Annotated in this window: 32 protein-coding genes and 1 pseudogene; 13 read left to right on the top strand and 20 right to left on the bottom strand. The window is 37.8% G+C overall.

Translation table 11 applies throughout. The features are described from left to right. Positions 1 to 4 precede the first annotated feature (4 nt). From MLC44_RS05710 to MLC44_RS05640, 15 genes and pseudogenes are all read right to left on the bottom strand, one after another. A complete protein-coding gene (locus tag MLC44_RS05710; RefSeq protein ID WP_434658779.1) occupies positions 5 to 3055 on the bottom strand; it encodes an efflux RND transporter permease subunit in 3051 nt (1016 codons plus the stop codon). Between the two features lie 2 nt (positions 3056 to 3057). Further along, the gene (locus MLC44_RS05705) at positions 3058 to 3765 is read right to left on the bottom strand and encodes an efflux RND transporter periplasmic adaptor subunit (RefSeq protein WP_434581506.1); all 708 of its coding nucleotides are present in this window, start codon (positions 3763 to 3765) and stop codon (positions 3058 to 3060) included. Then, entirely contained in the window at positions 3762 to 5000 is a 1239-nt protein-coding gene (locus MLC44_RS05700; RefSeq protein WP_434658778.1) for a TolC family protein, read from the bottom strand. Before MLC44_RS05700 ends, MLC44_RS05705 begins: the two co-directional genes overlap by 4 nt. 2 nt (positions 5001 to 5002) lie before the next feature. Beyond that, complete coding sequence (locus MLC44_RS05695) at positions 5003 to 5233, bottom strand: hypothetical protein (protein ID WP_434658777.1); 231 nt, start codon at positions 5231 to 5233, stop codon at positions 5003 to 5005. A gap of 119 nt (positions 5234 to 5352) precedes the next feature. Next, on the bottom strand, positions 5353 to 5595 hold the full coding sequence (locus tag MLC44_RS05690; protein ID WP_434658776.1) for a TetR/AcrR family transcriptional regulator: 243 nt from the start codon (positions 5593 to 5595) through the stop codon (positions 5353 to 5355). 97 nt (positions 5596 to 5692) lie between these two features. Further along, positions 5693 to 7231, bottom strand: coding sequence for a sensor domain-containing diguanylate cyclase (locus MLC44_RS05685; protein ID WP_434658775.1), 1539 nt, complete (start codon positions 7229 to 7231; stop codon positions 5693 to 5695). 46 nt (positions 7232 to 7277) lie between these two features. Beyond that, complete coding sequence (locus tag MLC44_RS05680; protein ID WP_151900512.1) at positions 7278 to 7991, bottom strand: ABC transporter ATP-binding protein; 714 nt, start codon at positions 7989 to 7991, stop codon at positions 7278 to 7280. Position 7992: 1 nt separating this feature from the next. Continuing rightward, positions 7993 to 8364 carry an FtsX-like permease family protein gene (locus tag MLC44_RS05675; protein WP_434658774.1) on the bottom strand — a complete coding sequence of 124 codons (372 nt, stop codon included), beginning with the start codon at positions 8362 to 8364 and terminating at the stop codon, positions 7993 to 7995. 2 nt (positions 8365 to 8366) lie between these two features. Continuing rightward, on the bottom strand, positions 8367 to 9137 hold the full coding sequence (locus MLC44_RS05670) for an ABC transporter permease (RefSeq protein WP_434658773.1): 771 nt from the start codon (positions 9135 to 9137) through the stop codon (positions 8367 to 8369). Between the two features lie 10 nt (positions 9138 to 9147). Then, complete coding sequence (locus MLC44_RS05665; RefSeq protein ID WP_434658772.1) at positions 9148 to 10275, bottom strand: efflux RND transporter periplasmic adaptor subunit; 1128 nt, start codon at positions 10273 to 10275, stop codon at positions 9148 to 9150. An 82-nt stretch (positions 10276 to 10357) separates the two neighbouring features. Then, positions 10358 to 11113, bottom strand: a complete 756-nt coding sequence (locus MLC44_RS05660; RefSeq protein WP_434658771.1) for a TolC family protein — start codon at positions 11111 to 11113, stop codon at positions 10358 to 10360. 133 nt (positions 11114 to 11246) lie between these two features. Continuing rightward, positions 11247 to 11522, bottom strand: a complete 276-nt coding sequence (locus MLC44_RS05655) for a TolC family protein (protein WP_434658770.1) — start codon at positions 11520 to 11522, stop codon at positions 11247 to 11249. A 237-nt stretch (positions 11523 to 11759) separates the two neighbouring features. Next, positions 11760 to 12820 (bottom strand): annotated as a pseudogene (locus MLC44_RS05650) (APC family permease); the annotation flags it as partial. A gap of 48 nt (positions 12821 to 12868) precedes the next feature. Beyond that, entirely contained in the window at positions 12869 to 14611 is a 1743-nt protein-coding gene (locus MLC44_RS05645; RefSeq protein WP_434658769.1) for a thioredoxin domain-containing protein, read from the bottom strand. Then, positions 14553 to 14840 (bottom strand): DUF255 domain-containing protein, encoded by a 288-nt coding sequence (locus tag MLC44_RS05640; RefSeq protein ID WP_434658768.1) that lies wholly within the window; start codon positions 14838 to 14840, stop codon positions 14553 to 14555. Before MLC44_RS05640 ends, MLC44_RS05645 begins: the two co-directional genes overlap by 59 nt. Before the next feature lie 271 nt (positions 14841 to 15111). Here MLC44_RS05640 and MLC44_RS05635 point away from each other — a divergent pair, with 271 nt between their 5' ends. The 8 genes from MLC44_RS05635 to MLC44_RS05600 all read left to right on the top strand — a co-directional run bounded on the left by MLC44_RS05635 (position 15112) and on the right by MLC44_RS05600 (position 19302). After that, positions 15112 to 15465 (top strand): NifU family protein, encoded by a 354-nt coding sequence (locus MLC44_RS05635; protein ID WP_151900518.1) that lies wholly within the window; start codon positions 15112 to 15114, stop codon positions 15463 to 15465. Position 15466: 1 nt separating this feature from the next. Then, entirely contained in the window at positions 15467 to 16063 is a 597-nt protein-coding gene (locus MLC44_RS05630) for a flavin reductase family protein (protein WP_434658767.1), read from the top strand. Then, the gene (locus MLC44_RS05625; protein ID WP_418641311.1) at positions 16064 to 16807 is read left to right on the top strand and encodes a sulfite exporter TauE/SafE family protein; all 744 of its coding nucleotides are present in this window, start codon (positions 16064 to 16066) and stop codon (positions 16805 to 16807) included. 111 nt (positions 16808 to 16918) lie between these two features. Next, positions 16919 to 17311 (top strand): c-type cytochrome, encoded by a 393-nt coding sequence (locus MLC44_RS05620; protein ID WP_151900521.1) that lies wholly within the window; start codon positions 16919 to 16921, stop codon positions 17309 to 17311. Then, positions 17311 to 17907, top strand: a complete 597-nt coding sequence (locus MLC44_RS05615; RefSeq protein WP_418641310.1) for a hypothetical protein — start codon at positions 17311 to 17313, stop codon at positions 17905 to 17907. The genes MLC44_RS05620 and MLC44_RS05615 overlap by 1 nt, the downstream gene beginning before the upstream one ends. Continuing rightward, positions 17907 to 18356 carry a hypothetical protein gene (locus tag MLC44_RS05610; protein ID WP_434658766.1) on the top strand — a complete coding sequence of 150 codons (450 nt, stop codon included), beginning with the start codon at positions 17907 to 17909 and terminating at the stop codon, positions 18354 to 18356. Before MLC44_RS05615 ends, MLC44_RS05610 begins: the two co-directional genes overlap by 1 nt. Positions 18357 to 18372: 16 nt before the next feature. Continuing rightward, positions 18373 to 18825, top strand: a complete 453-nt coding sequence (locus tag MLC44_RS05605) for a heme-binding domain-containing protein (protein ID WP_434638114.1) — start codon at positions 18373 to 18375, stop codon at positions 18823 to 18825. Between the two features lie 156 nt (positions 18826 to 18981). Beyond that, a complete protein-coding gene (locus MLC44_RS05600; RefSeq protein ID WP_418641307.1) occupies positions 18982 to 19302 on the top strand; it encodes a hypothetical protein in 321 nt (106 codons plus the stop codon). A 177-nt stretch (positions 19303 to 19479) separates the two neighbouring features. Here MLC44_RS05600 and MLC44_RS05595 read toward each other — a convergent pair whose 3' ends face one another. Then, positions 19480 to 19632 carry a hypothetical protein gene (locus tag MLC44_RS05595; protein ID WP_346388656.1) on the bottom strand — a complete coding sequence of 51 codons (153 nt, stop codon included), beginning with the start codon at positions 19630 to 19632 and terminating at the stop codon, positions 19480 to 19482. Positions 19633 to 19787: 155 nt separating this feature from the next. Between MLC44_RS05595 and MLC44_RS05590 the strand changes: the two genes are divergently transcribed. Continuing rightward, a complete protein-coding gene (locus MLC44_RS05590) occupies positions 19788 to 20072 on the top strand; it encodes a hypothetical protein (RefSeq protein WP_346388655.1) in 285 nt (94 codons plus the stop codon). On the opposite strand, the gene MLC44_RS05585 is transcribed toward MLC44_RS05590, so the two are convergent. Beyond that, positions 20053 to 21039 carry an ABC transporter substrate-binding protein gene (locus MLC44_RS05585; protein WP_151900528.1) on the bottom strand — a complete coding sequence of 329 codons (987 nt, stop codon included), beginning with the start codon at positions 21037 to 21039 and terminating at the stop codon, positions 20053 to 20055. The genes MLC44_RS05590 and MLC44_RS05585 overlap by 20 nt on opposite strands. Before the next feature lie 142 nt (positions 21040 to 21181). On the opposite strand from MLC44_RS05585, the gene MLC44_RS05580 reads away from it, so the two are divergent. The 3 genes from MLC44_RS05580 to MLC44_RS05570 are packed head-to-tail and all read left to right on the top strand — an operon-like array spanning position 21182 to position 23939. Continuing rightward, positions 21182 to 21964, top strand: a complete 783-nt coding sequence (locus MLC44_RS05580; protein ID WP_151900529.1) for an ABC transporter permease — start codon at positions 21182 to 21184, stop codon at positions 21962 to 21964. Beyond that, positions 21952 to 22698: an ABC transporter ATP-binding protein gene (locus MLC44_RS05575; protein WP_418641306.1), complete on the top strand. Its 747-nt coding sequence runs from the start codon at positions 21952 to 21954 to the stop codon at positions 22696 to 22698. Before MLC44_RS05580 ends, MLC44_RS05575 begins: the two co-directional genes overlap by 13 nt. Beyond that, complete coding sequence (locus MLC44_RS05570; RefSeq protein ID WP_418641305.1) at positions 22698 to 23939, top strand: NnrS family protein; 1242 nt, start codon at positions 22698 to 22700, stop codon at positions 23937 to 23939. The genes MLC44_RS05575 and MLC44_RS05570 overlap by 1 nt, the downstream gene beginning before the upstream one ends. A gap of 168 nt (positions 23940 to 24107) precedes the next feature. On the opposite strand, the gene MLC44_RS05565 is transcribed toward MLC44_RS05570, so the two are convergent. The 3 genes from MLC44_RS05565 to MLC44_RS05555 form a co-directional block, all read right to left on the bottom strand. Continuing rightward, positions 24108 to 24278, bottom strand: a complete 171-nt coding sequence (locus tag MLC44_RS05565; RefSeq protein WP_346388651.1) for a hypothetical protein — start codon at positions 24276 to 24278, stop codon at positions 24108 to 24110. A gap of 9 nt (positions 24279 to 24287) precedes the next feature. Next, positions 24288 to 24662 carry a NifB/NifX family molybdenum-iron cluster-binding protein gene (locus MLC44_RS05560; RefSeq protein ID WP_346388650.1) on the bottom strand — a complete coding sequence of 125 codons (375 nt, stop codon included), beginning with the start codon at positions 24660 to 24662 and terminating at the stop codon, positions 24288 to 24290. Positions 24663 to 24724: 62 nt separating this feature from the next. Next, a complete protein-coding gene (locus MLC44_RS05555; protein WP_434638106.1) occupies positions 24725 to 25423 on the bottom strand; it encodes a c-type cytochrome in 699 nt (232 codons plus the stop codon). Between the two features lie 178 nt (positions 25424 to 25601). Here MLC44_RS05555 and MLC44_RS05550 point away from each other — a divergent pair, with 178 nt between their 5' ends. Further along, positions 25602 to 26966: a TolC family protein gene (locus tag MLC44_RS05550; RefSeq protein ID WP_434658765.1), complete on the top strand. Its 1365-nt coding sequence runs from the start codon at positions 25602 to 25604 to the stop codon at positions 26964 to 26966.

Here is a 26966-nt window from a genome sequence, read left to right as displayed (position 1 = left end):
CTCCTTATTCAGTATCACTCTGTATTTTTTTCTCATACCACTTTCGAAGCCACGCATCAATCGGATTTATCATTTTATAAATTACAGGCACAACAAGCAATGTTAGCACCATTGAACTTAAAAGACCGCCTATGATGGCTATTGCCATCGGTGCTTTTGTTTCACTTCCCAAAGAGTTGCTCAGTGCTAAAGGAAGCATCGCAAATATCATCGCAATTGTTGTCATCAAAATCGGGCGCAGTCTTTTTTCTCCCGCTTCAAGCAGTGCTGCATTGGCATCTTTTCCCCGCGCTACTGCTTCATTGGCAAAATCAACAAGCAGTACGGCATTTTTACCGACCATCCCCATAAGTAGCATAAAGCCTATCATCACAAAAAGACTGAAATGCAAATGTGTCAGATACAAAGCCAGCATGACCCCGATAATACTCAGTGGCAATGCCATCATAATGATAACAGGCTGAATAAGCGACTCATACAAAATTGCCAGGATGATAAACATTAAAATTACAGACAAACCAAGAGCTACACCAAAGGCTTTGGCTGTTTTTTCCATCTCTTCGGCAAAGCCTGTAAATTTATAGTTTACACCCGGTGGCAGTAATGTGTCTATTTTTGCACGTGTATACTTGACAGCGCCGCCCAGATCAAGCCCAAACAGATCAGAATAGATAGTCACCTGTCTTTGTCTGTTATAGTGATAAATAGAAGCCAGAGACCTTGCATTGTCAAATGTGACAAGACCGTCAAGAAAAACCAACTTTCCGTTTTTGGCTCTGAGTTGGATTTTTTTGAGATCATCTATGCTTACACGTTCCTTGTCAGGCAGTCGCAGGGTAATTTTGTACTGTTTTCCGTTTTGCTCAAAATAGGAAATTTCCAAATCACTTGAAAAGGCAATGGAGACAGCCTGTGCTATCTGTGCTGCACTAATCCCCATTCTGTTGGCATTTTCACGTACTATATTGATGTCAATCTGTGGTTTGCCTTCATCAAGATTACTGTCAATATCAACAAAGCCTTTTTTCTTCGCCAGATACTCCATCAGATTTTTTCTCGCCACATCAAGGTCGGCAAAAGAATCCGATGTCAGTACAATTTGATACGGTACACTCACCCCGGCACCTTTGATGTTTGGAATTGCCGCTGCTGTAATAAACATCTCTTTGGAAAAGGGTTTGAGCTTTTGTCGAAATTCCTGAATAATCTCTTCTTGATTCTTTTTTCTGCTGCCTTTAGGCGTAAGTTTGACATAAATGAGCGCTTTGTTTTTCTCGTGTACACTGTTATAGCCTACACTCAAGGTTGTAAAAACAACATTTTTGTCAGCTCTGATTAAATTTTCAATCACTTTGGACTCCCGTATCATTTCATCCAAACTGATGCCCGCATCGGCTCTGAGTTTTACTTCAAACTCTGCTTTATCCTCTTTTGGCAGAAAATCCATACCGATTTTCGGAAAGAGAGAAAGCGAGGCAACAAACACCCCAAGAACAAAAATAAGTGTAAAAAATTTAAAACGAAGCACAAAACTCAGTGTTGCAGCATATAATTTGTCTATACGTTGAAAAATCGGTTCTGTAATATTGTAAAACCTGCTCTCTCCTTTATGCAATACTCTTGCACTCAGACTCGGCATAAAACTCATCGCAACCGTATAGGAAATAATTACCGCAAACCCTACCGTCATCGCAAAACTTTCAAAGAATTTTCCGACAATTCCGCTCATATGTGCAACCGGAAGAAAAACAGCAAGCAACATTGCCGAAATCGCAAGAATAGCAAATGCCATCTCTTTCACACCATAGAGTGCCGCTTCAAACCTGCCCATGCCTGCTTCCATCTTTTTGTAGATATTCTCCAACACAACAATGGCATCATCTATGATAATTCCGATAGCAAGCGTTAAACCGATGAGTGTCATTTTATTCAGGTTATACCCCATCAGATTCATTAAAGCAATCGTACCCAGGATAGAAATTGGAATAGAGAGTGCCGAAACCAGCGTAATAGTAAAGTTTCTCAAAAAACCGAAGATGATAATAACTGCCAAAACTGCACCGTAAATAAGGTCAAATTTCACATCTTCAAGTGAGTGAATGATGAAAGGCGTTGTATCCTGGAGCAGTTCTACACCATATTTTTCGCCAGCCATTGTTTTTAACTGCGGCACGGCTTCTTTGACGCGTTTTACTATATCTATCGTATTTGTTCCTGAAATTTTTTGCACTTCAAGCATAACACCCGGTATACCATTGTATGACGAGTAGCTTTTTGCATCACTCAAAGAGTCTGTTACCGTTGCCAGATCTTTGAGCCTTAAATCATCTTTTATTATAATGTCTTGGAGTTGCTTCACACTCAGAGCATCCGCTTTTGTTTTTAAGATAATCTCTTTTGTTTTGGTGATAAGCTTTCCGCCACCGATTTTGACATTTTCTTCGGCAATAATATCATTAAGCTCTTTGATTGTAATGCCAAACTTGTTGAGTTTATAAATATCTGGGAAAATTTTTATCTCTCTGTCTTTGTAACCGATGATATTTATAGCACCGACACCGTTGATCTTTTGAATAGCCGGTTTTACTTTCTCATCGGCAAATACCATCAGGTTTTGCAAGGTATCTTTTTTTGCTGTTAAAAAAACATTGATAACAGGAGCCCCGCCGATATCGAGTTTACTGACAAGTGGCGTTTGTGCATCTTTTGGCAAGATAACAGCTGAGACTTTGTCTCGTACATCATTGGTCGCTTCATCAATATTGCGTTCCAGGAAGAATTTCACCATAACAACAGATGCGCCGTCACTGCTTGTGGATGTGATGCTGTCCACTCCGCCTATACGGGAGATGGCCTCTTCTATTTTCTCTGTGACCTGTGATTCTATCGTATCTGCTTCAACACCCGGATAGATTGTTTTGACTGTCACTATAGGAAAATCAACATTCGGATAGAGTGCCGAGGGCATGCTTTTAAAACTCATATAGCCAAAAATCACCAATGTAATGACATACATCAGTGTTGCAATTGGTCTGTTAATCGCTAATTTGTACATCGTTATTTTCCGTCAACCAGTATCATACCGTCACCAAAAAGCCCGACTGTAAAATCTTTTGCCTCTACTTCCGCTTTTATCTTTCTGTTGTCAAAATTTGCATACGGATAGACTTTAGAGATAACACCTGTGTATGTCTTGCTGTCTCCGTCTATCTTATACTCAAAGGTTTGTCCGACTTTTACAATATCATGATATTTTTGATCAAATTCCAATATCAGCTTTCTTGCATGAATACTTTGTATTTTAAAAACAGTTTTAAGCATCAAACCGCTTACAGCATCGCCTACTTCTATGCTTTTGTCATAAATGACACCTGCAAAGGGTGCTTTTAAAATAGTTTTTTCATACAAAGCCTGCTGATAGGCAACCGATGCTTTGGCATTTTCATAATTACTGAGTATTTTGTCATATTTGCTTGCATCTATAAGCTTTTTGATTTTTTCCTGTCTTTTGAGTTCTCTTGAAGCAAACTTAAAAACTATTTGTGTTTTTTCAAGCATTGCTTTTATATCTTTGTTTCCCAGTTTTGCCAGTATTTGGTTTTGGCTCACTATAGAGCCGATATCGACATTGACTTTTTCTACAATTCCGCTCGCAGTGAAAGCCAGATTGGCACTTTTTTGTGCTGTCACATCAAATGTTGCATAAATCTTTTGCGCATAAGAGAGACTCACCAGGGTGATTAAAGCTATAAATATTTTTTTCATTTAACAAACTCCTCTAAATTTTTATTGTTGTAATAGTAATAAATGCCATAGGCTATTTCCAAATCATTGCGTGCTTTTTCATACCTTGCTTTTGCCTCTGTTTTTGCCGAGAGCGCATCAAGATAGACGACATTGTCCACTATGCCTGCATTGTATTTTTCTGTGATAGTTTTTAAAGCACTTTTTGCCGCTTTGAGTGCACTTTTTGAACTTTTAATGTTGAGTTTGGCTGTATGAATTCTCTCCTGTGCCAACTCTTGCTGCATCTGTTGCTCTTTTGATTTGTAAATAATCTGTTGATTCAGTGCATCAGCCTGCAGTTTGAGTGCCTCTTTTTGCTCTTTGAGTGTTCCAAAATCAAAAAGTCTCAAGCCGACTGTAGCCATCAGCTCATTTTGTTTGTCAAGGTAGGCAATGGGAACTCCCCCAAAAGTCGGCTTATTTTGATACCCATAAAACGAATAGGTATCTTCTATACGCAGAGTAGGATAATAATAGCTCGCAACCGTTTCGCCTAAATTTTGCAATGCTGCTTTTTTGTACCTGAGTGACTGAATACTGTCAAGGAGTCCTTCATTTTGTGCTGCTCTTTTGTCAAACTGCGAATTTTCCAAAGTGTTTATTTTTTTTCCGACTTTGAGTTCAAGTGCTTTATGCAGCGCTGTAATTTGAAATTTTGTAGATTCTATTGCATACAAAGTGCTGTCGTATGCAGATTGGAGTCTGTCCACATCATCACTTGTAGCAAGATCAGCTTCATAAAAATGTCGCACTCTGTCAAGTTGTGCTTTGACTGCTTTGGAAGCTTCTATCGTCGCACCCAAAGAGGCCTGCAGACTTTTGAGATTATAATAATCCTCTGTTATGGCAAGAAGTGTCAATTTTTTTGTCTCTTTATAACTGAAAGAAGCAGATTTTCTTTCATTCTCTTTTTGTTTTTTTGTATTTGATTTCTTTCCGCCGTCATATATGTCAAACCCGATTTTCGTCCTTGCTCCGTATGTTGTTCCCGGGAAAAAAGGACTCGGTTTATCATCTCTTTTGTAAAAAGCGCTCACATCTACCGTAGGGAAGTAATTGCTTTCGGCACTTTGTACCTCTTTTGCTTTTGCATGTACTGCTATTTTGGAGGCATTGACAAGATTGTTATTTTCTTTTGCAAATTCCAAAAGTGATTTCAGGTCATCTCCAAACAAAAGAGCAGGGACAACAGTGAGTAAAAGTAGTTTTTTCATAATCATTTCTCCATTAAATCAAATAAAATATCTATTTGCGTATCTATTTTTTGTTTTAAATCTTCTATGGCACTTGTGGTGACACTCATAATAAAAGTACCCTGAGCAAAAGCAAAAATACCCATAACCAACTCTTTTGCTTCACTCTTTAACTCGTTTTTTTCTATACCCTCTTCTATGATATTTTCCATCCATTTTTCATAAAGCGTATAGCATTCTGTTTGAAAAGCCACCATCTCTTCATTTGTACTGCTCAGAGCAATGGCAGTAAACTGCTTGTATATTTCACGCAGTTCCTGATCTTCATCGGCATAAAAAAAGCTAAAGAAACTTTTGACTTTTTCCCGTGTGCTTACATGTAGTGAGAGTTGTTTCTTTTTCTCTCGTTATGCTCCTGCATCAAAATCTCAACCAGTTCAAAGACTACCTCATCTTTGTTCTTGAAATATTCATACACAGTGCCTTTGCCTATGTTGGCAGCTTTTGCAATCTGAGCAATCGTTATATTGTTAATTCCGTCTTTAAGAATTAACGCTTTTGTTCCAAGAGCAATATCTTTTTTTTTCTGTTCTTTGTCAACTATAATTGCCAACATAACCCTCCGAAAATATTTTTGACCGACTGTCGTTCAATTATTATAGTAGTATTATTGTTAATTTTTTCTTAAGGGCAATGGAGGTACCCTGAATATATCAGACTTCGTAGAGTGTAACCCGGTTTTTTCCGTTTTTCTTGGATTTGTACAGTGCTTCGTCTGCCACTTTTATCATTTTTTCCAAAGAATCCGCCATCCCGTATGCTATGCCAAAAGAAACTGTATATCCGATTTTCATATTGTTGTATGTAATGATGTTGTTTTCAAAATCTTTTCTTATTTTTTCAAAAAGTTTTTCTGCATCCTCTTTGGAAATATCATCAAGAACAACGCAAAACTCTTCTCCTCCAAATCGTGCAAACAGATCATATCTTCGCAGATTTTTTTCTAAAATCTTTTTAACTTCTATGATAGCCAAGTCACCTGCATCGTGACCATAAGTATCATTAACACTCTTAAAATCGTCAATATCCATCATCACTACAGCCAGTTTGGTATGTTTTCGCAGCGCTTTGGAAAAAATTGCCCTGGCAACTTCAAAAAAATATCTTCTGTTGTAAGCACCTGTCATATAATCCACTATAGTCTGCATTTTGAGTTTCTGATTGATAATTTTTGATTTTTGATACAAAAAAACCAAATAAAGGCTCAAAAGCATTAAAAGAAAAATAGGAAAGGTATATAAAAAAGATTTAAACCAAAGAGTGTGTGCCTGTACTCTATAAACAAAGTGCAGATGTACATACGGGAGTCTTTTGACAAAAATATATTGAGAGTCTTTGTATTGCAGAGATTCTAAAGTTTCATTCATATTTTGTATGGAGAAATCCAGAAAATCATCTATCTTGTATATCTTGCTTCGGTTGAAATCCTGTATCAGATTATGGCTTGCCACTATCTGGTTCTTGTTGTTATAAATCACACTTTGATTATTAAAATAATCCAGACGTGAAAGCAGATTGTCAAAATTGTTCAATGTTATATCCACATCAAGTGTCCCCAAAAAATGATTTTTGTAATACAAAGGCTTGCCGACAGTCACCATAAGCCCTTTGCCTATGGCATCCATATACAAAGGTGTCAAAAAGAGTTTTTTTTGAGGATTGGCTTGGGGAGTTGCATCATGATAGAAAGGTTTTTTCTCAACCACAGGGGTAAACTGAAAATCTGCAGAACAAACATAAGGGTAAAGAACCGTAAAATGATTTTTGGAATAGTAATAAATCCAGGCAAAATTTTTATTTTGTTCAGCAACCACTTGAAAAAACGGAGTGAGTTGCAGTGCCGCCTCCATCTCCTGAAGCAGTCTTTTGTCCGAAAGTGCTTTTTTGCCAAAACCCAATAAGTTTACTTCTTTGTTTTCATCCAGTGCATAGGTGCCGTTTTCATTAACATACTTTACATGTAAAGCCTCATTTGGCTTGAGATTTTCTTTATTTTTAAAAATCTGCTCTGCGGCTACATGTAAATACTCTACCGCATTGATACTCATACGCATTTCATGTTCAATACTCAATGCCATCTCATTTGCATTTCTAAAAATATTTTTCATCTGCATTCTGTTAAACTGCAAAAAAAACAGCATATTTAATAAAACAATAATAAATACAGTAATTATAAGTTTTTTATTATCCATACCTATCCATTTCGTTTGAATAAGTATATCTAATCTCACAAAAATATCAAAGTATCGTATTTTCCTGGAAACTTTTTGAAGAGACAACTTTTTTGTTTTCTATTTTCAAGATTCTGTCACACAGCGGCAACATCGCTTCATCGTGTGTCACCATGATTACCGCCACATTCTGTTCTATGGCTATTTTTTTGAGCATTTTTACAACATCAACAGAACGCTTGGAATCAAGTGCTGCTGTCGGTTCATCTGCCAGTATAATCTGGGGTTTGTTTGCCAGAGCCCTTGCTATGGCTGCTCTTTGGTTCTGTCCGCCTGAGAGTTCTGAAGGCATAGAATAGGCCTTGTCCGCAATTTCAAAGTACTCCAAAAGTTCCATCGCTGTTTTTTTGCTCTCTTCTTCTGAAACACCGTTTACCTGAGGGACCAAAGTAATATTTTCCAAAATATTCAAAAAAGGAATCAGATAATGCGCCTGAAAAATAAAACCGATTTTTTCCCGTCTTATTTTTCGCGTCTCATTAGTCAGCCATTTGTTCTCATATACCTTTTCATCTCCTAGCCAAATAACGCCGCCTGTCGGCTCTTCCACACAGCCTATCATCATAAGCAGTGTTGTTTTTCCGGCACCGCTCGGGGCAACAAGTGCTACAAGCTCTCCTTTGTCTACACTGAAAGATGCACCGTCCAAGACCTCAACAAGAGAATCTCCCTTGCCGAAATTCTTCACCAGATTTTCTACTCTAATTGCCTGTTTGCTCATATCAACCGCCTATTGCCTGTGCAGGATCTGCTGAAATTACTTTTTTTACCCCTATTAAGGAAGCCAGTATGGATGCAATGACAACAACTATAAAAAGAGCAAAAGCATCCGGTGTTTCCAGTACAACCCGTTTTGGAAATTTTGTATAAATAAGATGTGCAAAAATATTGCCGGATATAAAAGCCAGAACTCCCATAATAAGTGTCTCCTGTACGATCATTTTGATAATCATGCTGTTTGGTATACCGATAAGTTTCATGATAGCTATCTCTTTCATTTTTTCCAGCGTCATCGTATAGATAATCAGCGCAATAATAATTGTTGAAACAATTACCAAAATAACAGTAAACATACCAATCTGTTTTGATGCCATCTTTATAAGGTTTTTGTCAGTATCGTTTTTTCCTCTGCAGCGGTAAATACTGCTTTGTGCTTCCATTTTCTTATATTTTGGGCAACTGCATCTGCATCATATCCGTCTTTTTTTGTAGCAATGACAGCATTGACCATGTGTGAATTCACACCGGAAACACCTCTTGCTCTGTCATTTCGTATACGGGCATTGGAATATAAAAACTGTAACTGCTGTGCATCTTTGAGACTGATATACACCAAAGGATCGCCGCCTGAGGAGACGGTTCCGTGTGTTACACCGACCACATGGTAAATATCCCGTCCTAAGCGAATAGTGTCGCCCAGTTTAAAACCTGTTTTGTCAGTGACAACCATTTCATAATGATTTCTGCGAAGTCCTCGTCCGCTTATTAAACGCTTTGGATTAACAGGGTCAATGTCACCAAAAGGATCAAATCCCACTGCAAAGACACGGACAGCGCCGTTTTTTGACGGAAGCTGCAAATTTTGAAATGTCATTCCTTCTGCTTTGTCTATTCCTTCAATAACCTTTACTGTATCTTTGAAGTCTTCATGTATCCGTGAGGATTCGGCAAAAGGACCAAGGGTATTTTCCTGTACTATCCAGAAGTCAACACCCACATCATCCAAAAGAACCTGCGCATCGATAATCATTCCTCTGTAAACACCCATCATAACAAAAACGATACCAAGCAGCATGCCTACGCCTATCGCAGTAACGATAAACTTTCCAAAAGTATGGGCTATCTCTTTTTGTGCTAGATTTATCATTTGTAAATTCTCATACCTTCACTGAACGATTTTTTGGTTTTATCCGGGACCAAGAGTCAAGAGTCGTATCCAGATTTTTCACAGCTGCTTCTTTGTCTGTTATAGCCGTTATATTTACATGTAAGAAGTGTGCATGTCCCTCTTTCTCTATCCAGACACCGGCCTTTTTATCTTTATAGACAATCAAGTAAGCAGGTATTTTGATAACATTTTTCAGTGTTTGTGTTGTAATGAGTACCTCTGCCTGTTCATTGATATAAAAGGGAGTCGGCACAGCATAAAAACTGACATCAACTTCTCGCTCTTGTGTCACAGCATCACTCTGTGCGACAATGCGGCTTACATACCCTTCAAGCTTCTTATTGCTTTGAGAACGCAATGTCACAACTGCACGCTGTCCTGTTCTGACATCTCCGCTTATCTTTTCATCTATATATGCTTTAATCCATACGGTTTTCGGGTCAACTATTTTCAGTATAGGCTGTGTCGGCAGAACACTTTGTGCAACCTCAGCCTCTTTGGCAATGACATAGCCGTCAACCGGCGCATAAATTTTATAACGTGAGAGCTTTACATGTAAAGCCTCTACAGCCTTTTGTAAACGGACCACTTCTGTTTTTGAAGAATCTATATGCGCCTGTGTTGCCTGTATATTTGCCTCAATGCTGTCCAGGTCCGCCTTGGCTTTGTCATACTCCGCCTGAGAGACAAAAGCTTTTTCTTTTAGCTTTTTATACCGTTCATAGGTCAGTTTTGCCAAAATTTTCTGTGCAGCCAGGGATTTGAGCTCTTTTTGTGTTGCTTTGAGTTCAGACTTTGCTTTGTATACCGACATTTTTGACTCTTCAATCAACTGGGGCAGATCTACACTGTCTATAACGGCAAGCAGATCACCCTTTGCAACCCATTTTCCCTCATCTGTATTTATCTGCACAATTTTCCCACCTGTCTGTGCGGTGATGGCATAAATATTTTTTGCTCCTACTTCTCCTATTCCAAAGACCTCTTTGTTTAAATCACCCCGAATCGGATGCACGGTTTCAAATGTATGTTTTGGAATAAAAACTTTGTTATAAAATACAATTGCGGCTACCACACCCAAAACAGTAAAAATTATATATTTCATTTTTGTACTCATTTTATTTTTCCTTGTAAATAATCGATTCTGTCTATACTCAGCGTTTTTGAGTAATAGGCCTCAAGCAGTCCGAGTTCTGCCTCTAATACCAGAGAACTCGCATCCAAACTTCTATATAGGTAGAGAGTCCCTCTTTGTATCTGCCGTCAAGCACTCTTTTTGTCTTTTTTGCCGAATCAAGCTGTGCTTTTTTTGCTGCTATGGTCTCATCATATCTGTGTATATCCAAAACAAGATTGCTTATTTCTTCTTTTAAAGCGAGTATTTTTGAAGCTTTTTGCTCTTTGGCAACCTGCAGTCCTATTTTTGCATTTTGTGTCTGTGCTGTCAGTTTTCCTCCGGCATACAAAGGAATGTTCAGCACAACACCGACAAGATGCGCATCATACAGATTTAAAGAGCTGACACGATTATACGAGGCAACGGCATCAAGCGAACCATAATGGGAGGCTCTTGCAGATTTATGCAACAAAGCATTTTTCTGTATGGTTTCATCATAGATCTTCAATTCGGTATTTCTCTCAAGTATCTCTTGTACAGTATATTGAGTACTGTCAAACTCTTTTTTCAAAACATCAGCTTCCAGATCGACATTCTCCTCTATTGTCTCTCCCATGTAAAGAGACAAAGAATTTTTTGCTTTTGCATAAAGAGATTTTGCAATGGCCAGATTGTCTTTTGCCGCATATACCGCTGACAAAAAACGGCTTGTATCCGCTTCGGTCTTGAGTCCCTGCTGCAAAAGTGCTTTTGCCTGGGCATAATAGGCTTCTTTTACATGTAAATCCGCTTCTCGTACAGCAATCGCTTCTTTTTGGACAACCATCAATTCATACAAAGATTTTACTTTGAAGCAAGCAATGCCTGAAAATCTTTCAAAGAAAGTTTCGAGATATCTTCATCAAGTCTGCTTGCATCTATCTGCAAACTTGTTTTGGAAAAATCCCAAATTTTCTGTTTGACATTTACTCCTATATTCCATCCTGTATCATTAATTGTATTAAACTGTCCGTTGACAGGAAAATATAGGTCTGTGTAGGATTGTATTGCGCAGACAGATTCACCTGGGGCAGGTATTCTGCACGTGCAGATGTATACCCTGTATGCGACTGTTTTATTTTCAACGCAAAAGATTTTGCATCAGGATGGTTTTGCAGTGTTTTGTCTATACTTTCTTGTAAAGTAAGTGTTTTTCCCTGCAAAGAGAGTACCAGGAACAATAAATTTATATATGCTAACTTTTTCATACACAAAGTATAGCTTTTTCGTGTTAGCACAATGTTAAGAGCGCTTTTTTATTGAATGATTTTATACTTCCTGTTAAAAAAGTGGCCTCTTACATATCGTCCGTAGATCAGTTCAAAGAGACCGGAAATAATGATAAAGCCCATAAAAATCACAACGGCTCTCGGGTTTGATGTGTATGTATGAAAAAGCAGAGTGCAAAGCGCCAAAAAACTCAATACAGATGATGTCAGCAAAACAAAACGGTTTGCCTTGATCTCTTGAGAGAGCTTAAATGCACTGATATTGACAAGCAAAAATATCAACAAAAACCCTGCACTGCCTATAATGGCAATTTCTGTCAGATCAATGCTGTTTGCCAAAACCAGACTCAAAAGAGTGGTATACAAAACACCTTTAAACGGGACACCCGATTTTTTGCCCTCATCCATTAAAGCTCTTGGCAGCTTGCCGTCTTTTGCTATGATGTATCCGAGTCTTGCATTGCCGTAAATTGTAGCATTGATTGCAGAAAATGTCGACAACAGCGCTGCAAATGCCACAAGGGTAAAGCCCATCTGCCCCAAAGAGGGTTTTGCAGCTTCTGCCAGGGCATAATCTTTTGCCTGCATCAAAATATTTTCCGGAACATTCCCTACTGTGATGACCGCAATCAAAATATACAAGGCTATCACGATAATGACAGACGCATAAAAGGCCCGAGGCAGATTCTTATCGGATTTTTGATATCCTGGGCAGAATTTGCTATAAGCTCGAACCCCTCATACGCAACGAAAATAATCATACCTGCTGTCACGATGGAAAGAGCAGAACCCCAATGCACAGGAGACATACGCTCTGTATCTACATAAAAAGAACCTGCCGCAATTACTAAAACCAGCAAGGCAACTTTAATAACAACGATAACAGTTTCGCTTTTACCGACAAACGAAGCACTGACCAGGTTGATAACTGCCGGGATGATGATAGAAACAACAATAAGCCCGTGATGGAGCCATTGCGACTTGTGTGTAAAAAAAGTCTCTCCATACGAAGCAAAAGCTGTTGCATAAAGTGAAATAGTCACCAAATAGCTCAGCCACAGCATCAAATTGACACTCCCCGAGAGGATATTGTCGCCAAAGGCTTTGTCTATGAAAGTAACCGTTCCGCCCTCACTTTGATATGTTACAGAAAGTTTCGCATACGAATATGCCGTCAATATTGCTACAACACCGGCTATGGCAAAGGCAACTGCGGTTGCCCCGTGTGCCAAAGAAACTGCTTCTCCCAAAACAGCGAATATACCGCCGCCTACCATACCGCCTATACCGATTGAAATCGCGCCTAAAAGTCCTATACTTCTCATTTATCTCCTTATGAAATCTCTGTCTATTGTTTTTATTATCCTGCTGATATTTTTATCTTTTACAAAACATCTTCTCAAGGTACATGCCAAAAAATCTTTATACTCTTTTGCTTCACGCAGCAGATAAGGATATTGTACCGTTTGCAGTATTTTAGCATTTTTGAGCAAATTGTCTTTTGAACTTTTCACGACGACAACACCCAGTTTCTGCATTAAATACGCCTGTGCCAGAGCCGGTGCATTTGACTCTTCTCTTATAAGCTCTTCTTTGAGTTTTTCCATACTGCTTTGAAACAGTTTTTCGTATTCAAAAGAGGCTTTGAGCGATGTCAGTCTGATTATGTTTTGCAGCATCTTTGAAAGCGGTGATGTATAATATTTGTCATTTATACCGGCCTTTACATGTAAAGCGTCATTTGAGAGATACCATGTACCGTTTTTGTAAAACCTGTACTTTGCCTGTGCTGCCAAATACTCGGCAAAATCAAGTTTGGCAGTATCATAATCAACTTCATACCCGCTGATAAGCGCTCCAATCAAAAAACTGTAATCTTCCAGCAAAGCTTTTTGTCTGGGCACAGCTCCCTCTATGGTCTGATGATACAACTCCCCTCGCACAAACATCAGATTTTGCAAAGCTTTTAAATTTTTTTCTGCTGTGTCTGCGTATCTTTTGTCAAGAGCAGAGGCTTTGTACAGTGCTTCTATCATCATAGCGTTCCAGGCCGTGTTTATTTTTGTATCTGTAAAAGGGTATTTTTTCTTTTCTCTTACATGGTACAGCATCTCCTTAAAAGATGCAAAACCGGGAGGCCTCTTGTCTGTATCAAAATTTATATGCACGCGGTTGTTGAAGTTTCCCTCTGTGCTAAATCCCAGAGCATCCTCTATGGCGTCGGCATGAGGATTTTTTTTGAGCGCCTTGTCTATTTCATCTGGGCTGAATGTGAAGTATGCCCCCTCTTTGCCCTGGCTCTCTGCACTGCTTGCACTCCAGTAAAGATTATGATGCAAAAAGCGTTTTTGTACCATCGCTATCGTCTCTTGCACCACGCTTGCATAAAGCTTTTTATGACTTTTTTCATAAGCTCGGACATACAGACCAATAAGCTCCGCCTGCGTATAGAGCATCTTCTCAAAATGAGGAATCTCCCAGTTTGCATCCACACTGTATCTGAAAAATCCGCCGCCTACATGGTCATACAAACCCCGCAGTGCCATAGTGTCAAGCATTGCAAAAGAGTATTTTTTCAATGTTTTGTCTGCCGTTATATCCGCTATATCCATCATCAAAGCAAGTTTGGAAGCCTCGGGAAACTTTCTGCCTGTGCCAAAACCGGTATAAATATCATCAAAAGATTTTTTGAGAGAATTTTTCAGTGTAGTCAGGGAAACATTTTTGTCTTCTGTATCTGAGAGTTTTACTCTGCTTGCCACTGCCTTTTGAATCCTGTCTGTTTCTTGTCGGAGCGCTTTTTTGTCGGTATATAATTTTGACAACTTTCGTATTAAATCCGAAAATCCTTCAGAATAAAACTCTTTTTTTGGAGGAATATATCCTGTTATATAAAAAACCTCTCTTTGCGGTGTCATAAAAACACTCAGAGGCCAACCGCCGGTCCGTTTATGCACATGCGCAAAAATATTTTGGTACAAAGCATCAACCTGCGGCATCTCTTCACGATCAACTTTTACAGATATAAAATATTTGTTCAAAAAGCTGTGCGATTTTTTTATTTTCAAAGGATTCTCTCGCCATCACATGACACCAGTGACAGGTGGAATAGCCAATAGAGAGAAATATAGGTTTGTCTTCTTTTTGTGCCTGCAAAAATGTTTTTTTCTTCCAGGCATGCCAGTGCACAGGATTGTTCTCATGCTGTTTTAAATAGGGTGATGTTTCGTATTGTAAATCATTTTTTGCGCATAACAGTGAAGCAACACTCAGAAACAAAAGAAATAATATTTTCATATTTTATTGTACAATAATGTTGGAAATAAAATGCTTTTAGCATGACTTGTCAGAAAAAACTAAATTTTTTTCTGTAAACTGAGTTTTTAAAGACATACAGCCCGCACTGAAGTACGGGTTCCGAAAAGCCGATTCATCGGAATCGGTACTTTAGTGCCGACTGTGCGTCTTTGCTAAATTTGAAATTATTTACAGATATATAATTATATAAACTAAGATAATTTTAATTATAAGCAACTATAATTATAAAAATACTCAAAAAGGTTTTATCATGCAGTTTTTAGATGAAGATATTTATAATGCAGTACAAAATTACCTGCCAAAAGTAAGCGAATATGTCAATTCTCACGGCGGCGGTATAGAACTTCTCGGCACAAAAGACGGTGTTGTCTACATCAAACTGACAGGTGCATGCGGAGGCTGTTCTATGAGTCTGATGACAACAAAAATGGTCGTACAAAAAAAGTTGCGTGAACTGATTCATCCCGAACTGCAGGTTGTCAATGTAGACGGAACTCCTGAAAACGAAATGCCAAAAGATGCCTACACCGGTCCAAAAAAAGAAGAGCCAACAGTTGAAAAACACGGCTTTTTGGATAATGTAAAACATATGGTAGGTCTCTAAAATGGTGGTGGATTATGCAGACAAAGCACTTACACAACGCTATCAGCTTATGGCGCAGACCATCATCCCAAGGCCAATTGCCTGGATTTGTACGCAAGATGCAAAAGGCACTCTTAACATTGCTCCTTTTAGCTATTTCATGGGGCTCAGCTCTGAACCTCCTACAATGATAGTCAGTATAGGGCATAAAAATGACGGCAGCCAAAAAGACACGCTTAAAAATCTGCGTGAACACAAAAAATGCACAATATGCATGGTAGATGAGGCACATTTACAACAGATGCATTTTAGCTCCAAAGAACTTGATAACACGCAAAGCGAAGCAGAAATTTTTGGCATTGAGACAAAAAGCATAATCAAAGACTTCCCTCCAATAGTGACTGGCATACCGAGTGCCTTTTTTTGTGAACTCTACCAGGAGATAGATCTCAAAGGCTCAAAAACCATCCCGCTTGTCGTAGAGATAAAGTCCCAGTATATTGATGATGAAATCATTACAGACAAAGAGAAACTCACGCTTGATTATGAACCGCTCGCCCGTGTCGGCAAAAGCTACGCCCTGCTCGGCAAAAGAATCAATCCTCCAAAAATACCATAAATGCATGACTATATTCTCTTTGGTTCTATCACCCTTATACTCGCTACAGTCTTTTCTATGGGCGGAGCGGGTTCGGGTATAGCGCTTATTCCGATTTTACATTTTTTAGGACTTGATTTTACTGTGGCTAAAGCGGTCGGACTTTTTGCAGGAGCATCTACCACTGTGACAGCAAGCATTATGAATATCAAACGCAAAGCTGTTGAGTATGCCTTTGTCTTGCCTATTGCTGTGACAATGCTCCTTTTTGCACCTCTTGGCGCATATTCCAGCAGTTTTATCAATGAAAACATAGTCAAATTTTTCTTTATGCTCTTGCTTTTTTACTCTGCAAGCATGATGATGTTTGGCAAGAAAAAAGCTCTTTTTTCCGCCCACTCAAAACTCACACTTTTGCTTGTCGGTGCTGTGATTGGGTTTATTGCCGGACTTTTAGGTGTAGGCGGAGGCAATATCCTCATTCCGCTTTTAACTCTTCTTGGATTTGCTCCCAAAAAAGTAGCCGTTGCGGTAAGTTTTGTAGTGCCTTTTTCGGCACTCGGTTCCTTTTTTACCTATGCCAGTTATGTACCTTTGGACTGGATTCTTTTGACGGTGGTTGCTCTGTGTGCCGTCATCGGTGGCTACATTGGAAACTATCTTATGCACTTTAAACTCGAGCAGTCTCACATTAAAAAAATTATGGCAGGACTTTTGTATCTCCTGGCATTTAAAATGCTTTGGTATTTTACAGTAATCCTATAAATAATGACAATAAATATCTCTGCTTTCACTTTTGTCAGCCCTCTTCCTTAACATTCCCCTAACACAAACGTTTTATACTAACAGTAAAATTTTACATACGGAGTTTATACTATGAAAAGATTACTTATACCGACACTGTTCCTAACAGGGAGTCTTTTTGCACAAAGTGCGCAGGAGATTATTCAAGACAATGGCTGTCTCTCTTGTCACGCAGTTGCAAGCAAAAAAGCGGCTCCCGCATTTGCAGGAATAGGAATGCGAAACAAACGTTTTGAAGGTGAAAATGCGAAAGAAGTGATTATGGCAAGTATCAAAAACGGCTCTCAAGGGAAATATCCAAGATTTTCTGATACTGCTATGCCCTCGTTTGCAAATCTGACACAAGAGCAGTTAAGTACCGTAGCTGATTACATCTTGGCACAATCTTCTCAAGCAAAAGGGATGATGGGCAAAGGTGGCGGTATGGGTCGTGGACAAGGGATGGGAATGGGAGGGGGTATGTAATGCAATATCCTCAATTTTTTGATACTATTGACAAAATAGTTTTGTATGATGACTTGAGCCGGTTTTTAGGTGTAAATGACGGCATACTTGATTTTTCCTACGCCGACATTGTCAAAAGTGCAGGACATAGTTGTGCAACTGTTGCAGGGGCTTATCTCATGGCACTTGAGGGCTTAAAATCACTTTATGGCGCTGAATTGCCACAAAGAGGCTACATAAAAGTAGAACTTGCAAAAGAGCCGACTGTTGAAAATACCGGTGCTGTCGGATGCGTACTTTCAAACATTACAGGAGCAACCACAGACTATGGTTTTGGTGGCATTCCAACAGGAAAATACAATCGAAGAGGCACACTTTTTTATGGTGTAGCGATGGATGCTGATGTCTGTTTTACCCGACTAGACACAAATGAAAAAGTATATGTAACCTACACACCTCAAAAAGTTGTCAATCCTATGGCAATACTCAAAAGTGCTATAATGCCTAATGCAAAAGAAGAAGATATAAAAAGCTTTCCTCTGCGTTTTCAAGAGATGGTGAAAACTGTTTTTGAACATAAAGACGAAGTGATTACAATTACAAAAAAGGATATCTAATGTTTACAAAATCAAAATATATACTCAGCACTGCACTTTTAGGCTTACTTGTCAGTTTTGCACCTACTTCTCAACTTGAAGCGGCTCCTGTGAAAAAAGCCAGCAAACCGTTCCTGATTCAAAACCCTGGTTTACCGCATTTAACAATGTTGGTCAAAAAAATGTGGAATTCAGAAAAGCTTGCCTTAACCAAAAAACAAAAAAAAGAACTTTTACAGGTACGCAAAGAAACCTTGCGCAGTGTTATGAATCTTAAACAGAAGATTATGCCATTAGAGCAAACAATTGTCCAACTATCACAACAGGGGGCTTCACCGCAAAAAATGAAAAAACTTGTTGATGAAGTAGCCAGATACAAAGCTCAGGCAACAATGACACATCTTAAGTGCATCTATGAGACAAAAAAGATTTTAACCTCCAAACAGTTAAAAACTCTTTTGCAAAAATAGTATAAAGATATTACAAATGAAAAAAATCTTATTAATCGGATTTGGATTATTTATTGCAATACAATTTATACCGTACGGAAGAGATCACACAAATCCGCCTGTAGTTGCTCAAGTGCAATGGGACACTCAAGAGACACAGGATCTTTTTCAAAGAGCCTGTGCAGATTGTCATTCCAATGAAACAAAATGGCCTTGGTACAGTAATATAGCACCGCTTTCATGGAGTATCTATCACCATGTTGATGAAGGTCGTGAACATTTCAATGTTTCCATGTGGGGTGTTCAGAAAAAGAACAAAGGTGATGAAGCAGCCGAAGAAGTTGAAGAGGGAGAAATGCCTTTAGCATCTTATCTAATAGCACATCCAGAGGCAAGACTTACAAAAGAGGAAAAACAAGCACTTATTGCAGGGCTTAAAAATACTTTTGGAAGCGAAAAGTATGAAACGCATAAAAATGATAAAGACTAATCTTAATAGTATAAATTTATTATACGAGTACATATTTACTAATCAAAAATAGTTTCTTTATTAACGTTTTGCTAACACAAATGTGATAGAGTTGTATTTATAGATAGCAAGGAATAGTTTTTGCTTGCTATCTAAATCTAAGCTAAGGGATAGACTATGCAAGTAAGTTCAAATGGTTCAATGCAACAAATGCAGATGCAAATGAGAAAAATGGACGGTACAGGTGGTGGTCAGGGAAATGGCGGTATGAAAGATATCATGCAATCATTGTCTCAAGAAGACAGAACTGCTCTCAAAGATAAAATGAGTTCAATAGATCAGACACAAAGAGCTGATCTAATTGCACAGATGAAACAAGTAGATGCTTCAACTATGGATTCTCAGCAATATACACAAAGCTTGATGGATATTTTAAATCAAGATACTACGCAACAAAAAACAAATACAGCAAATTCAACTTTTTCTGTATATGCTTAAGTTTCTCCAGGATTTTTATGTAATAGCACTTGTTTGAGTGTTATTACATTTTATACCCATTTCTTTGAATTTTTGACAGAATTATACCGGATATATGTTCATGTGATTCTTGATAATTATACAGTGGAAAGATTTACGAAAGAAACTGAAAGTAGTTTCTTTCGTTAGATAAGAAAACTATTTTTTCTTTTTTTGAGCTTTTTTCTTTGCTTTGGATTTAGCTTTCTTTTTATCAGCTTTTTTCTTGCTCTTTTTCTTTGTATCTTTTTTCACAGCTTTCTTTTTTTGAGCTTTTTTCTTTGCCTTTTTCTTTTCAGCTTTTTTTGCCAACTTTTTCTCTAACTCTTTTTTTGTATCTTTTGCCATTGTTTGACCCTTTATGCAGTTTTTCATTACTATTAGTAATAAATTATAGCTATTATATATGATTTCAGACTACATGTCAATAAAATATAGAGTTAAGCTATAAAAGACTATACTTCCACATGACATTTATAGAATTTAAAAAACTACTTTTAGATGCGGAGATCAGCCTTCCAAAATTTTCAAAGCTTATAAAAGTCAGTGAAAAAAATATACAGGCATATAAAAAAAAAGGTGAAGTGCCTAATGCAATAGCAGTAGTAGCGCAATGTTTTGCAACAATGCATCAGAACCGTATAGATTACAAAGAACTTATCACGGCTCTTGAGCTTAAAGCAAAAACAAAAAAAGGTGCAGGGTTTGCAAAAACAAAAAAATTAGATTTATCTACTCACTCTTCGGACTAAAATAAAAACCATTCTGTGGTAATTGACCACCAATAGTTTTAGGATTGTTGTTTTTCAAAATTTCAAAGAAAAATTCCAAGTCTTTTTGTGCATCTTTTGCATTAACATCATTCAATTGAACATAGTCCAGACTGTCTGCTACAGCTTCAGGCACCAGCATTGGAATATATTTATGAACCAACTCTCCAGCTTCTTTTGGATGTGTTTTATACCATTGAAGCGCTTTTGCATACTCCTCATTGAAACGTTTGATGAGATATGGATCTTTTTTGCCAATAACCGCCATGCCGGCCTGTGGAATTTTGGCTTCAATATGAAAAACTTTTCCCCACTCTTTTTGTAAATCTGCACTTCTGTAAAGGTCAGGCGCTATAAGTTTCAACGGAAAAGAGTTTGTTTTTCTCAGTGCCATAGAGATGGCAGGCTCAGCCAAGAGTGCATGATCGACTCTGCGCATTATAAGCATCTGCATAGCATCTATCGGTGAGTTTACATAACGAAGTGTAAAGTCTTTTTTCGGATCAAGCCCCTCTCTTTTTACAATCTCTTCAAAGACAATGTCAGGCATATCGGCACGAAAAGGCATTGCTATCTCACACCCTTTGAAATCTGCAAGAGTCTTTTTGGTTTTATCTCTTGTTATCATTCCCAAAATACCCCACACAGAGACATTGAGAAGTTTTATATCTACACCTTTGTTATAAAGATTTGCTGCTACATTGGTAGGAATTGCTATAAAGTCAGCACTGCCGCGAAGTGTGAGAGCACGCAGTTCATCGGGCGATTTCCACATAATAAATTTGACATTTGTTGCCACATCGTTTAATGCACCTGTTTCAATCATCCTTAAAAGCGGGTGGCTTACAGATGCCATAGGACCGCTTAAAACCAAAGTATCTACTTTTTTTATCCCGTTTGCCTGTAGAAAAAGTACGAGAGAAACTGTCAGTAATATTTTTTTAATCATAATAAAATCTCCTTAACTGGTTTATAGATTTTATCAAAAAAGACTTTAACCACAACTGAATTTGATAATTACTTTCATTATACTTACTTTAAGCTTAATTATCATAAACTTTAATATTAATTATCATTTAAAGGAGTCTTGTTTGAAATTCTTACTTAAAATACTGAAAGATTTTCCGGCTTACTTATGGAGCGGATGGGGAGCTGTTGCTTCCATTCTGCTCTTTATAGCTTTGTGGGATGTTGGCAATCAGGTATATGGCAACTTAGTGTTGCCATCACCTCTTGAAACATTTAAGACACTTTATACCATGTTGCATGACAAAGAGGTATGGGAGCAGATTGACATTACCCTCTACCGCGCTTCTGTTGGCTTTGGGCTCTCTTTGTTGTTTGGCTCTGTCTTGGGACTCATCGCCGGCTTCTTTGCAACGGCGTCTATGATGAGTCGTCCGGTTGTCACCATCCTTGTAGGCATGCCTCCAATTGCCTGGATAGTTTTGGCGATGATTTGGTTTGGAATGGGAGATGAAACAGTTATTTTTACCATCATAGTTGCTTCTTTTCCCATTATATTTGTAGGTGCCCTGCAAGGTACAAGAACACTTGACGGTACTTTAAAAGAGATGGCTGAGAGTTTTCATCTGCCATGGCACATGAAGTTTACAGATGTCTATTTTCCTCATATTTTTTCCTACATTTTTCCTGCCTGGGTAAGCGGACTTGGTATGGCCTGGAAGATTGTCATCATGGCGGAACTTTTAGCTACAAGCGATGGGCTTGGTGCTTCCTTGGCAGTGGCCAGAAGCCAGTTGGACACTCCAACGGCATTGGCGCTTGTAACCATAATGATAGGTTCGCTGATGTTTATAGAGTATATCATTTTAGAACCGATAAAAAGAGAGGTAGAGTTATGGAGAAGCTAGAAGTAAAACACTTAACACATCATTTCGGATTTACAGAGATTTTAAGAGATATAAATTTTACACTCAATAAAGGGGAGATACTCTCAATAGTAGGGCCAAGCGGAGGTGGAAAAACTACACTTCTGCATTTATGCTCCGGACTTTTGGATGTGCAGGAAGGGAGTGTTGTCAATACATTCACAAGTACTTCCTTTGCATTTCAAGAAGGAAGACTGCTTCCTTGGAAAAATGTACTTGACAATATTGCCATTGGACTCCTTGCCCGTGGTGAGAAAAAAAGTACCGCAATAGAAAAATCCAGGGCAATTGCACTGAAATTTGGACTCGAAGAAGAAGATTTTGAAAAATTTCCAAAAGATTTAAGCGGCGGAATGAAACAACGCGTCAGTTTTGCCCGTGCTTTGGTTGTCAAACCCTCTCTTCTGTTTTTGGATGAGCCCTTTTCAGCATTGGATATAGGTCTGAAAAAAGAGTTGCAAACACATCTCATAGAAATAAGTCAAAAAGAAAATATCTCTATACTTTTTATAACGCATGATATGATGGAAGCTATTCGTCTGAGTGATGAGATACTTTTACTCAAAGCCGATCCTGGACATATAGTCAAAAAATTCAGCTTTGACCTTCCTCAAGATAAAAGAGATGATGCCTTTGTGTATGAGCAGAGTGTAAAAATACTGCAAGACAAAGATATCATAGAAACATTTGAACTAAATTCTTTGGAGTTAAAATAATGCAACATAAAGAAGAAAAACTTCATGCGACGAACCACTACCTCTATTATCCTGATGAAGAGAATATTCCGCCATATTTAGCATACGGCTTTCGCCCTGTCTTTTTACTTTTGGCTCCCTATTTTATACTTTCGATGATATTGTGGGGGTTGGTTTGGAGCGGGTATTTGAGTATCCCGTTTATGGACAATATTCTTGTTTGGCATGTCTACGAGATGCTTTTTGGAGTACTTACTGCCGGAATCATGGCGTTTTTAACAACCGGTTTGCCGGAACTTTTCCCCGGAATGGTACCTTTTGTCGGCAAACGGCTCAAATATATTATGCTTTTATGGATAGCCGGTCGCGTGAGCTTTTGGTTTATAGATGTTACAGGCGTCTATCTTGCTGGATTTTTAAATCTTGCCATGCTTGCCTGGCTTATCTGGTTTGCAAAAGATGTTGTTTTAGATAAGCTCCAACGACATGCCTCTTTGGGCTACATTTTACTTGTTATTTTTGGTCTTGAGAGTTGGTTTTTTCTAACAATGGCAGAATTAGTGCAAAGTGACCCGATGAAAATTTTAAAGCTTTCCCTTGGTGCGATTGTTGTACTTGTTTTACTTGCAATGCGTCGTGTAAACATGGAAGCAGTCAATGAACTGATGGAAGACAAAGCAATTGATGATATTTATATATCACGACCGCCACTTACAAACTTGGCTATATTTTGTGTCACGCTCTTTAGTATTGTTGAATTTTTATACCCTGCAAACTCTGCACTTGGATGGATAGGATTGGCTGCCGGTGCTGCTGTTTTGGCGATTACGAGTGATTATCATCTCAAAGAGAAGTTTATACTCAATCAGCCTTATGTTATTTATCTGTTTTTGATTTTTCTTATGCTTGCTTTAGGATATGCTTTTATGGGATGGAGTATTTTGTTTAATGACGGAGTCGGTATCTCGAGTTTTAGGCATTTTATAACAGCCGGTGGGCTTGGACTTGCCTATTTAATGGTCATGATAACCATAGGATGGATTCACACGGGAAGGCATTTGACTTCAAACATTTATACCCATTTAATGGTATTTTTCATCATTATTGCTACATTGATGCGTTCACTTATACCTTTTTACGAAGCAGACGCAATGCAACTCTATTTATGGTCTGCTCTTCTTTGGAGTGTTCCGTTTATGCTTTATATCAAAGTATTTTTCGGTTTTTTGCTCAATCCAAGAGCCGATGGAATCAAAGGCTAAAAGGATTTGACGGTTTTATGTCAAGTCCGTAACCTATGTCATCGGCGGAGTTAAATTCAGCAGTTTTTTGTATTGTTCTTTTTATTTTTTTTCTTACTTTTTATCTGTTTTTATGTTTAAGGCTTTTTTATGTATCAAAGAATCTGCTGTTTTTTTTTCTTGCCGACTCTACAAGTCGTGAAGTTGGTAGAGTCCCTCATAATCAGACAAACGAATAGCCTCCATTTCATCTTCGCAGAGTTCAATATATTCCAAATCAATACCACAAATACCACAAGGCTTAAAACAAACATCACTGTGATCTGCCCCGATATTTCGTAGTTTTCTTCTTCCAACCATTCTTCTGCCTTAAATAGCACCGCTTAAAAAGTTTTTTACAACCTCATCAGCAGTTGTACCATGTTTTTGTCTGATTTTTTTTACCTTTAAACCTATGGATTCTAAAGCTTCTTTCATATTTTCACCAACAGCCTGTACTAAAATAATGTCACAATCTTTTAAAGCCTCTACATCTTTTCTATGAGAATTTGTATGCTCCTCATGTTCCATTTCTGAATGCTTATGTTCTTCATTGTGTCTGTGCGCATGATGTCCACCGTCGTGATGCTTATTTGGTACCAAATCAACCATTTTGTCATCATCATATATTGCAAAATAAGCACTTTGCCCTGTTCTTTTTACTATGGTTTGTTTGTCTTCATCTACTGCTAAAACTATTTTCATCAATATTCCTTATAATTATTATAATGTTATATTGGAATCATATAGAACATATGTGCATAATGTCAAGTCTCCTTAGCAATCCACTTACTTAATGTTTCAATATCATCATTGCTTATCTTTTCACCAAATGCCGGCATTATCGCATTTCTGTAACCTTTCCACTTTTTAGCAGAACCGTTTTTAATGCTTTGTGCTATCTGCGTAATATTTTCCTTGTATCTTTTAGCAATTTTATTAAAAGATGGTCCCACTAAATCTTTGTTTATTTTATGACAAGACAGACAGTTATGTTTTAAAGCAATTCTTTTTCCTTTTGGCATTGCATTCAACCTGTTTTGCAAATCTTGTGCTGCTGTCAAATTTTTTATTGTAAAATGTTCAAACATATATTCAGCAATCGCTTCAAGTTCATCTTGCGTGACTTTACCTTTTTGCGAAGGCATTACTCCATAAGTTCTTAAGCTCTCTTTATCACAAAAAGATTTTGAAGCACTTGGATTCACAACATAGTCTTTTACAAATTCTACAGCTTTTGGAATCTTGTCACTCTCACTACTTGCTTTTATAAAATCTTTTATATGAAATGCAACCGCCATCATCGGCGGTGCTTTTTCATCCTGAAAAGTTTTTGGAGGCAGGTCAGTATTGTGACACTTGCTACATTTTTGCTCTAAAAGTTGTTTACCGTTAAGATTTGAATGAGATTTTGGTTCACATGCAGTAAAAAACAGTATACTAATTAAAAATATATATCTATACATTAATTATCCTTATGATTTTCATAAGTATTATATATCATTTTTGTAAATATTAAAAGCGTCTTCTCTTGCAGAACAGACCATATTTCAATAAATGTGATATAAATGTGATATATGAAAATGAAATATATGTTATAATTTAAACTTAAAATTATTATAACTATGAAAAGGATGTTGGAAAATGAATAGACTGATAAGTATTTTTGCGTTTTCTTTGCTGTTACATGTATCAGCGTCAGCGACCGAGGCATTGACACTGGATCAAGCACTACAGCTTTTGAAAGCAAAAAATCTGGAAATTAAGGCAGCCAAATTTGATGAACGCTCTGCAGAAGAGGATATTGATGCAGTGTCAGGGAAAAACTGGGGAACACTGACATTTATACAAGATGTGGCACGTTCAAATGATGCGGGAAATGTCTTTGGATTTAAACTGACTTCGCGTGAGGCAACTTTTGGGGATTTTGGTGCTGAAGAATTTATGACGAATTTAAACAATGGCGTAAATCCATATATTACACCTCCACAAAATCTAAACTATCCGGGTTACCGAAACTTTTTTCAGAGCAAACTCAAATATGAAGTGCCTCTTTTTACAGGATTTATGCTCAGTTCTTACACTGACATTATGCAAAAAGTCAAAGAACTGAAATCTTTGGACAAACACAAGATAGAAAAACAGAAAAAATATGAACTTAAAAAAAGCTTTTATGATATGGCACTGCTTGATTCTTCTATAAAAAATCTCAATAAAATTCTGGACAATATCCATATATTGGAAGAGACAACAAAAGAGATGATAGCGGTAGGCTATGCTAAAAAAGTAGATTTGCTTGAAGTACAGGCAAAAAAGGGAAATGTTGAAAGACTCTTGGTACAGATGCAGTCCAACAAAAAACTGTTATACCACTACATCAGTTTTTTACTCAATCAAAAAATTGAACATATTCAGACACCTGCAACAGAAGTGCGCATGCCACATATAAGTGATGAAGAGATTTTAGCGCGCAATATTGACCTGCAAAAAGCGGCAACAGGACTCAAAATCACAAAAGATATGCTTAAGGTCTCTCAGGCAGCCTACTATCCGACGCTTGGAGCTTTTGGCGAAGTCTCCACTGCGGACAATAGCTTTTTAGGAAATGCCGACAAACACAAAGCCTATACCATAGGTGCACGCCTGAGCTGGAATCTTTTTGACGGCGGAATCGATGCGGCAAAAATCGAAAAATCGAAAATCGAAAAACTTAAAATGCAGTCACAGCTGGAACTTGCAAAACAGGGAATTCTTTTAAAAATTGCAAAAATCCGGACACAGATAGAAGGGGTTGATGTCGAAATTGCCTCACTGAAAAAAGAACTGGAACTTGCAAATGCCATTTATGAAAATTATGAAGGCAGATATAAAGAAAAACTTGTTTCCATGAGTGATGTTATCATAAAACAGTCTGCACAGATTGAAAAGATACTGCAGCTGCAGATAGCAAAGAACAAAAGAACAGAAAAAATACTTGCACTTGAAAAATTAGCAAACGGAGAAGACTAA

This window comes from Sulfurimonas sp. NW9 (assembly GCF_051132275.1).
Classification (GTDB): domain Bacteria; phylum Campylobacterota; class Campylobacteria; order Campylobacterales; family Sulfurimonadaceae; genus Sulfurimonas; species Sulfurimonas hydrogeniphila.
The sequence above is the reverse complement of the archived record's forward strand: the minus strand, read 5'-3'. Positions and strand labels throughout refer to the sequence as shown.

Bases quoted from the DNA above. Each gene is read 5' to 3' on its own strand.
- MLC44_RS05710 (WP_434658779.1), bottom strand. From the start codon at position 3,055: ATGTACAAATTAGCGATTAACAGACCAATTGCAACACTGATGTATGTC.
- MLC44_RS05635 (WP_151900518.1), top strand. From the start codon at position 15,112: ATGCAGTTTTTAGATGAAGATATTTATAATGCAGTACAAAATTACCTG.
- MLC44_RS05550 (WP_434658765.1), top strand. From the start codon at position 25,602: ATGAATAGACTGATAAGTATTTTTGCGTTTTCTTTGCTGTTACATGTA.
- MLC44_RS05570 (WP_418641305.1), top strand. From the start codon at position 22,698: ATGCAACATAAAGAAGAAAAACTTCATGCGACGAACCACTACCTCTAT.
- MLC44_RS05640 (WP_434658768.1), bottom strand. From the start codon at position 14,840: ATGAAAATATTATTTCTTTTGTTTCTGAGTGTTGCTTCACTGTTATGC.
- MLC44_RS05685 (WP_434658775.1), bottom strand. From the start codon at position 7,231: ATGGATAATAAAAAACTTATAATTACTGTATTTATTATTGTTTTATTA.
- MLC44_RS05605 (WP_434638114.1), top strand. From the start codon at position 18,373: ATGAAAAAAATCTTATTAATCGGATTTGGATTATTTATTGCAATACAA.
- MLC44_RS05625 (WP_418641311.1), top strand. From the start codon at position 16,064: ATGCATGACTATATTCTCTTTGGTTCTATCACCCTTATACTCGCTACA.
- MLC44_RS05560 (WP_346388650.1), bottom strand. From the start codon at position 24,662: ATGAAAATAGTTTTAGCAGTAGATGAAGACAAACAAACCATAGTAAAA.
- MLC44_RS05630 (WP_434658767.1), top strand. From the start codon at position 15,467: ATGGTGGTGGATTATGCAGACAAAGCACTTACACAACGCTATCAGCTT.
- MLC44_RS05590 (WP_346388655.1), top strand. From the start codon at position 19,788: ATGACATTTATAGAATTTAAAAAACTACTTTTAGATGCGGAGATCAGC.
- MLC44_RS05615 (WP_418641310.1), top strand. From the start codon at position 17,311: ATGCAATATCCTCAATTTTTTGATACTATTGACAAAATAGTTTTGTAT.
- MLC44_RS05600 (WP_418641307.1), top strand. From the start codon at position 18,982: ATGCAAGTAAGTTCAAATGGTTCAATGCAACAAATGCAGATGCAAATG.
- MLC44_RS05620 (WP_151900521.1), top strand. From the start codon at position 16,919: ATGAAAAGATTACTTATACCGACACTGTTCCTAACAGGGAGTCTTTTT.
- MLC44_RS05555 (WP_434638106.1), bottom strand. From the start codon at position 25,423: ATGTATAGATATATATTTTTAATTAGTATACTGTTTTTTACTGCATGT.
- MLC44_RS05675 (WP_434658774.1), bottom strand. From the start codon at position 8,364: ATGGCATCAAAACAGATTGGTATGTTTACTGTTATTTTGGTAATTGTT.
- MLC44_RS05575 (WP_418641306.1), top strand. From the start codon at position 21,952: ATGGAGAAGCTAGAAGTAAAACACTTAACACATCATTTCGGATTTACA.
- MLC44_RS05670 (WP_434658773.1), bottom strand. From the start codon at position 9,137: ATGATAAATCTAGCACAAAAAGAGATAGCCCATACTTTTGGAAAGTTT.
- MLC44_RS05680 (WP_151900512.1), bottom strand. From the start codon at position 7,991: ATGAGCAAACAGGCAATTAGAGTAGAAAATCTGGTGAAGAATTTCGGC.
- MLC44_RS05705 (WP_434581506.1), bottom strand. From the start codon at position 3,765: ATGAAAAAAATATTTATAGCTTTAATCACCCTGGTGAGTCTCTCTTAT.
- MLC44_RS05610 (WP_434658766.1), top strand. From the start codon at position 17,907: ATGTTTACAAAATCAAAATATATACTCAGCACTGCACTTTTAGGCTTA.
- MLC44_RS05565 (WP_346388651.1), bottom strand. From the start codon at position 24,278: ATGGTTGGAAGAAGAAAACTACGAAATATCGGGGCAGATCACAGTGAT.
- MLC44_RS05700 (WP_434658778.1), bottom strand. From the start codon at position 5,000: ATGAAAAAACTACTTTTACTCACTGTTGTCCCTGCTCTTTTGTTTGGA.
- MLC44_RS05655 (WP_434658770.1), bottom strand. From the start codon at position 11,522: ATGAAAAAGTTAGCATATATAAATTTATTGTTCCTGGTACTCTCTTTG.
- MLC44_RS05585 (WP_151900528.1), bottom strand. From the start codon at position 21,039: ATGATTAAAAAAATATTACTGACAGTTTCTCTCGTACTTTTTCTACAG.
- MLC44_RS05690 (WP_434658776.1), bottom strand. From the start codon at position 5,595: ATGTTGGCAATTATAGTTGACAAAGAACAGAAAAAAAAAGATATTGCT.
- MLC44_RS05665 (WP_434658772.1), bottom strand. From the start codon at position 10,275: ATGAGTACAAAAATGAAATATATAATTTTTACTGTTTTGGGTGTGGTA.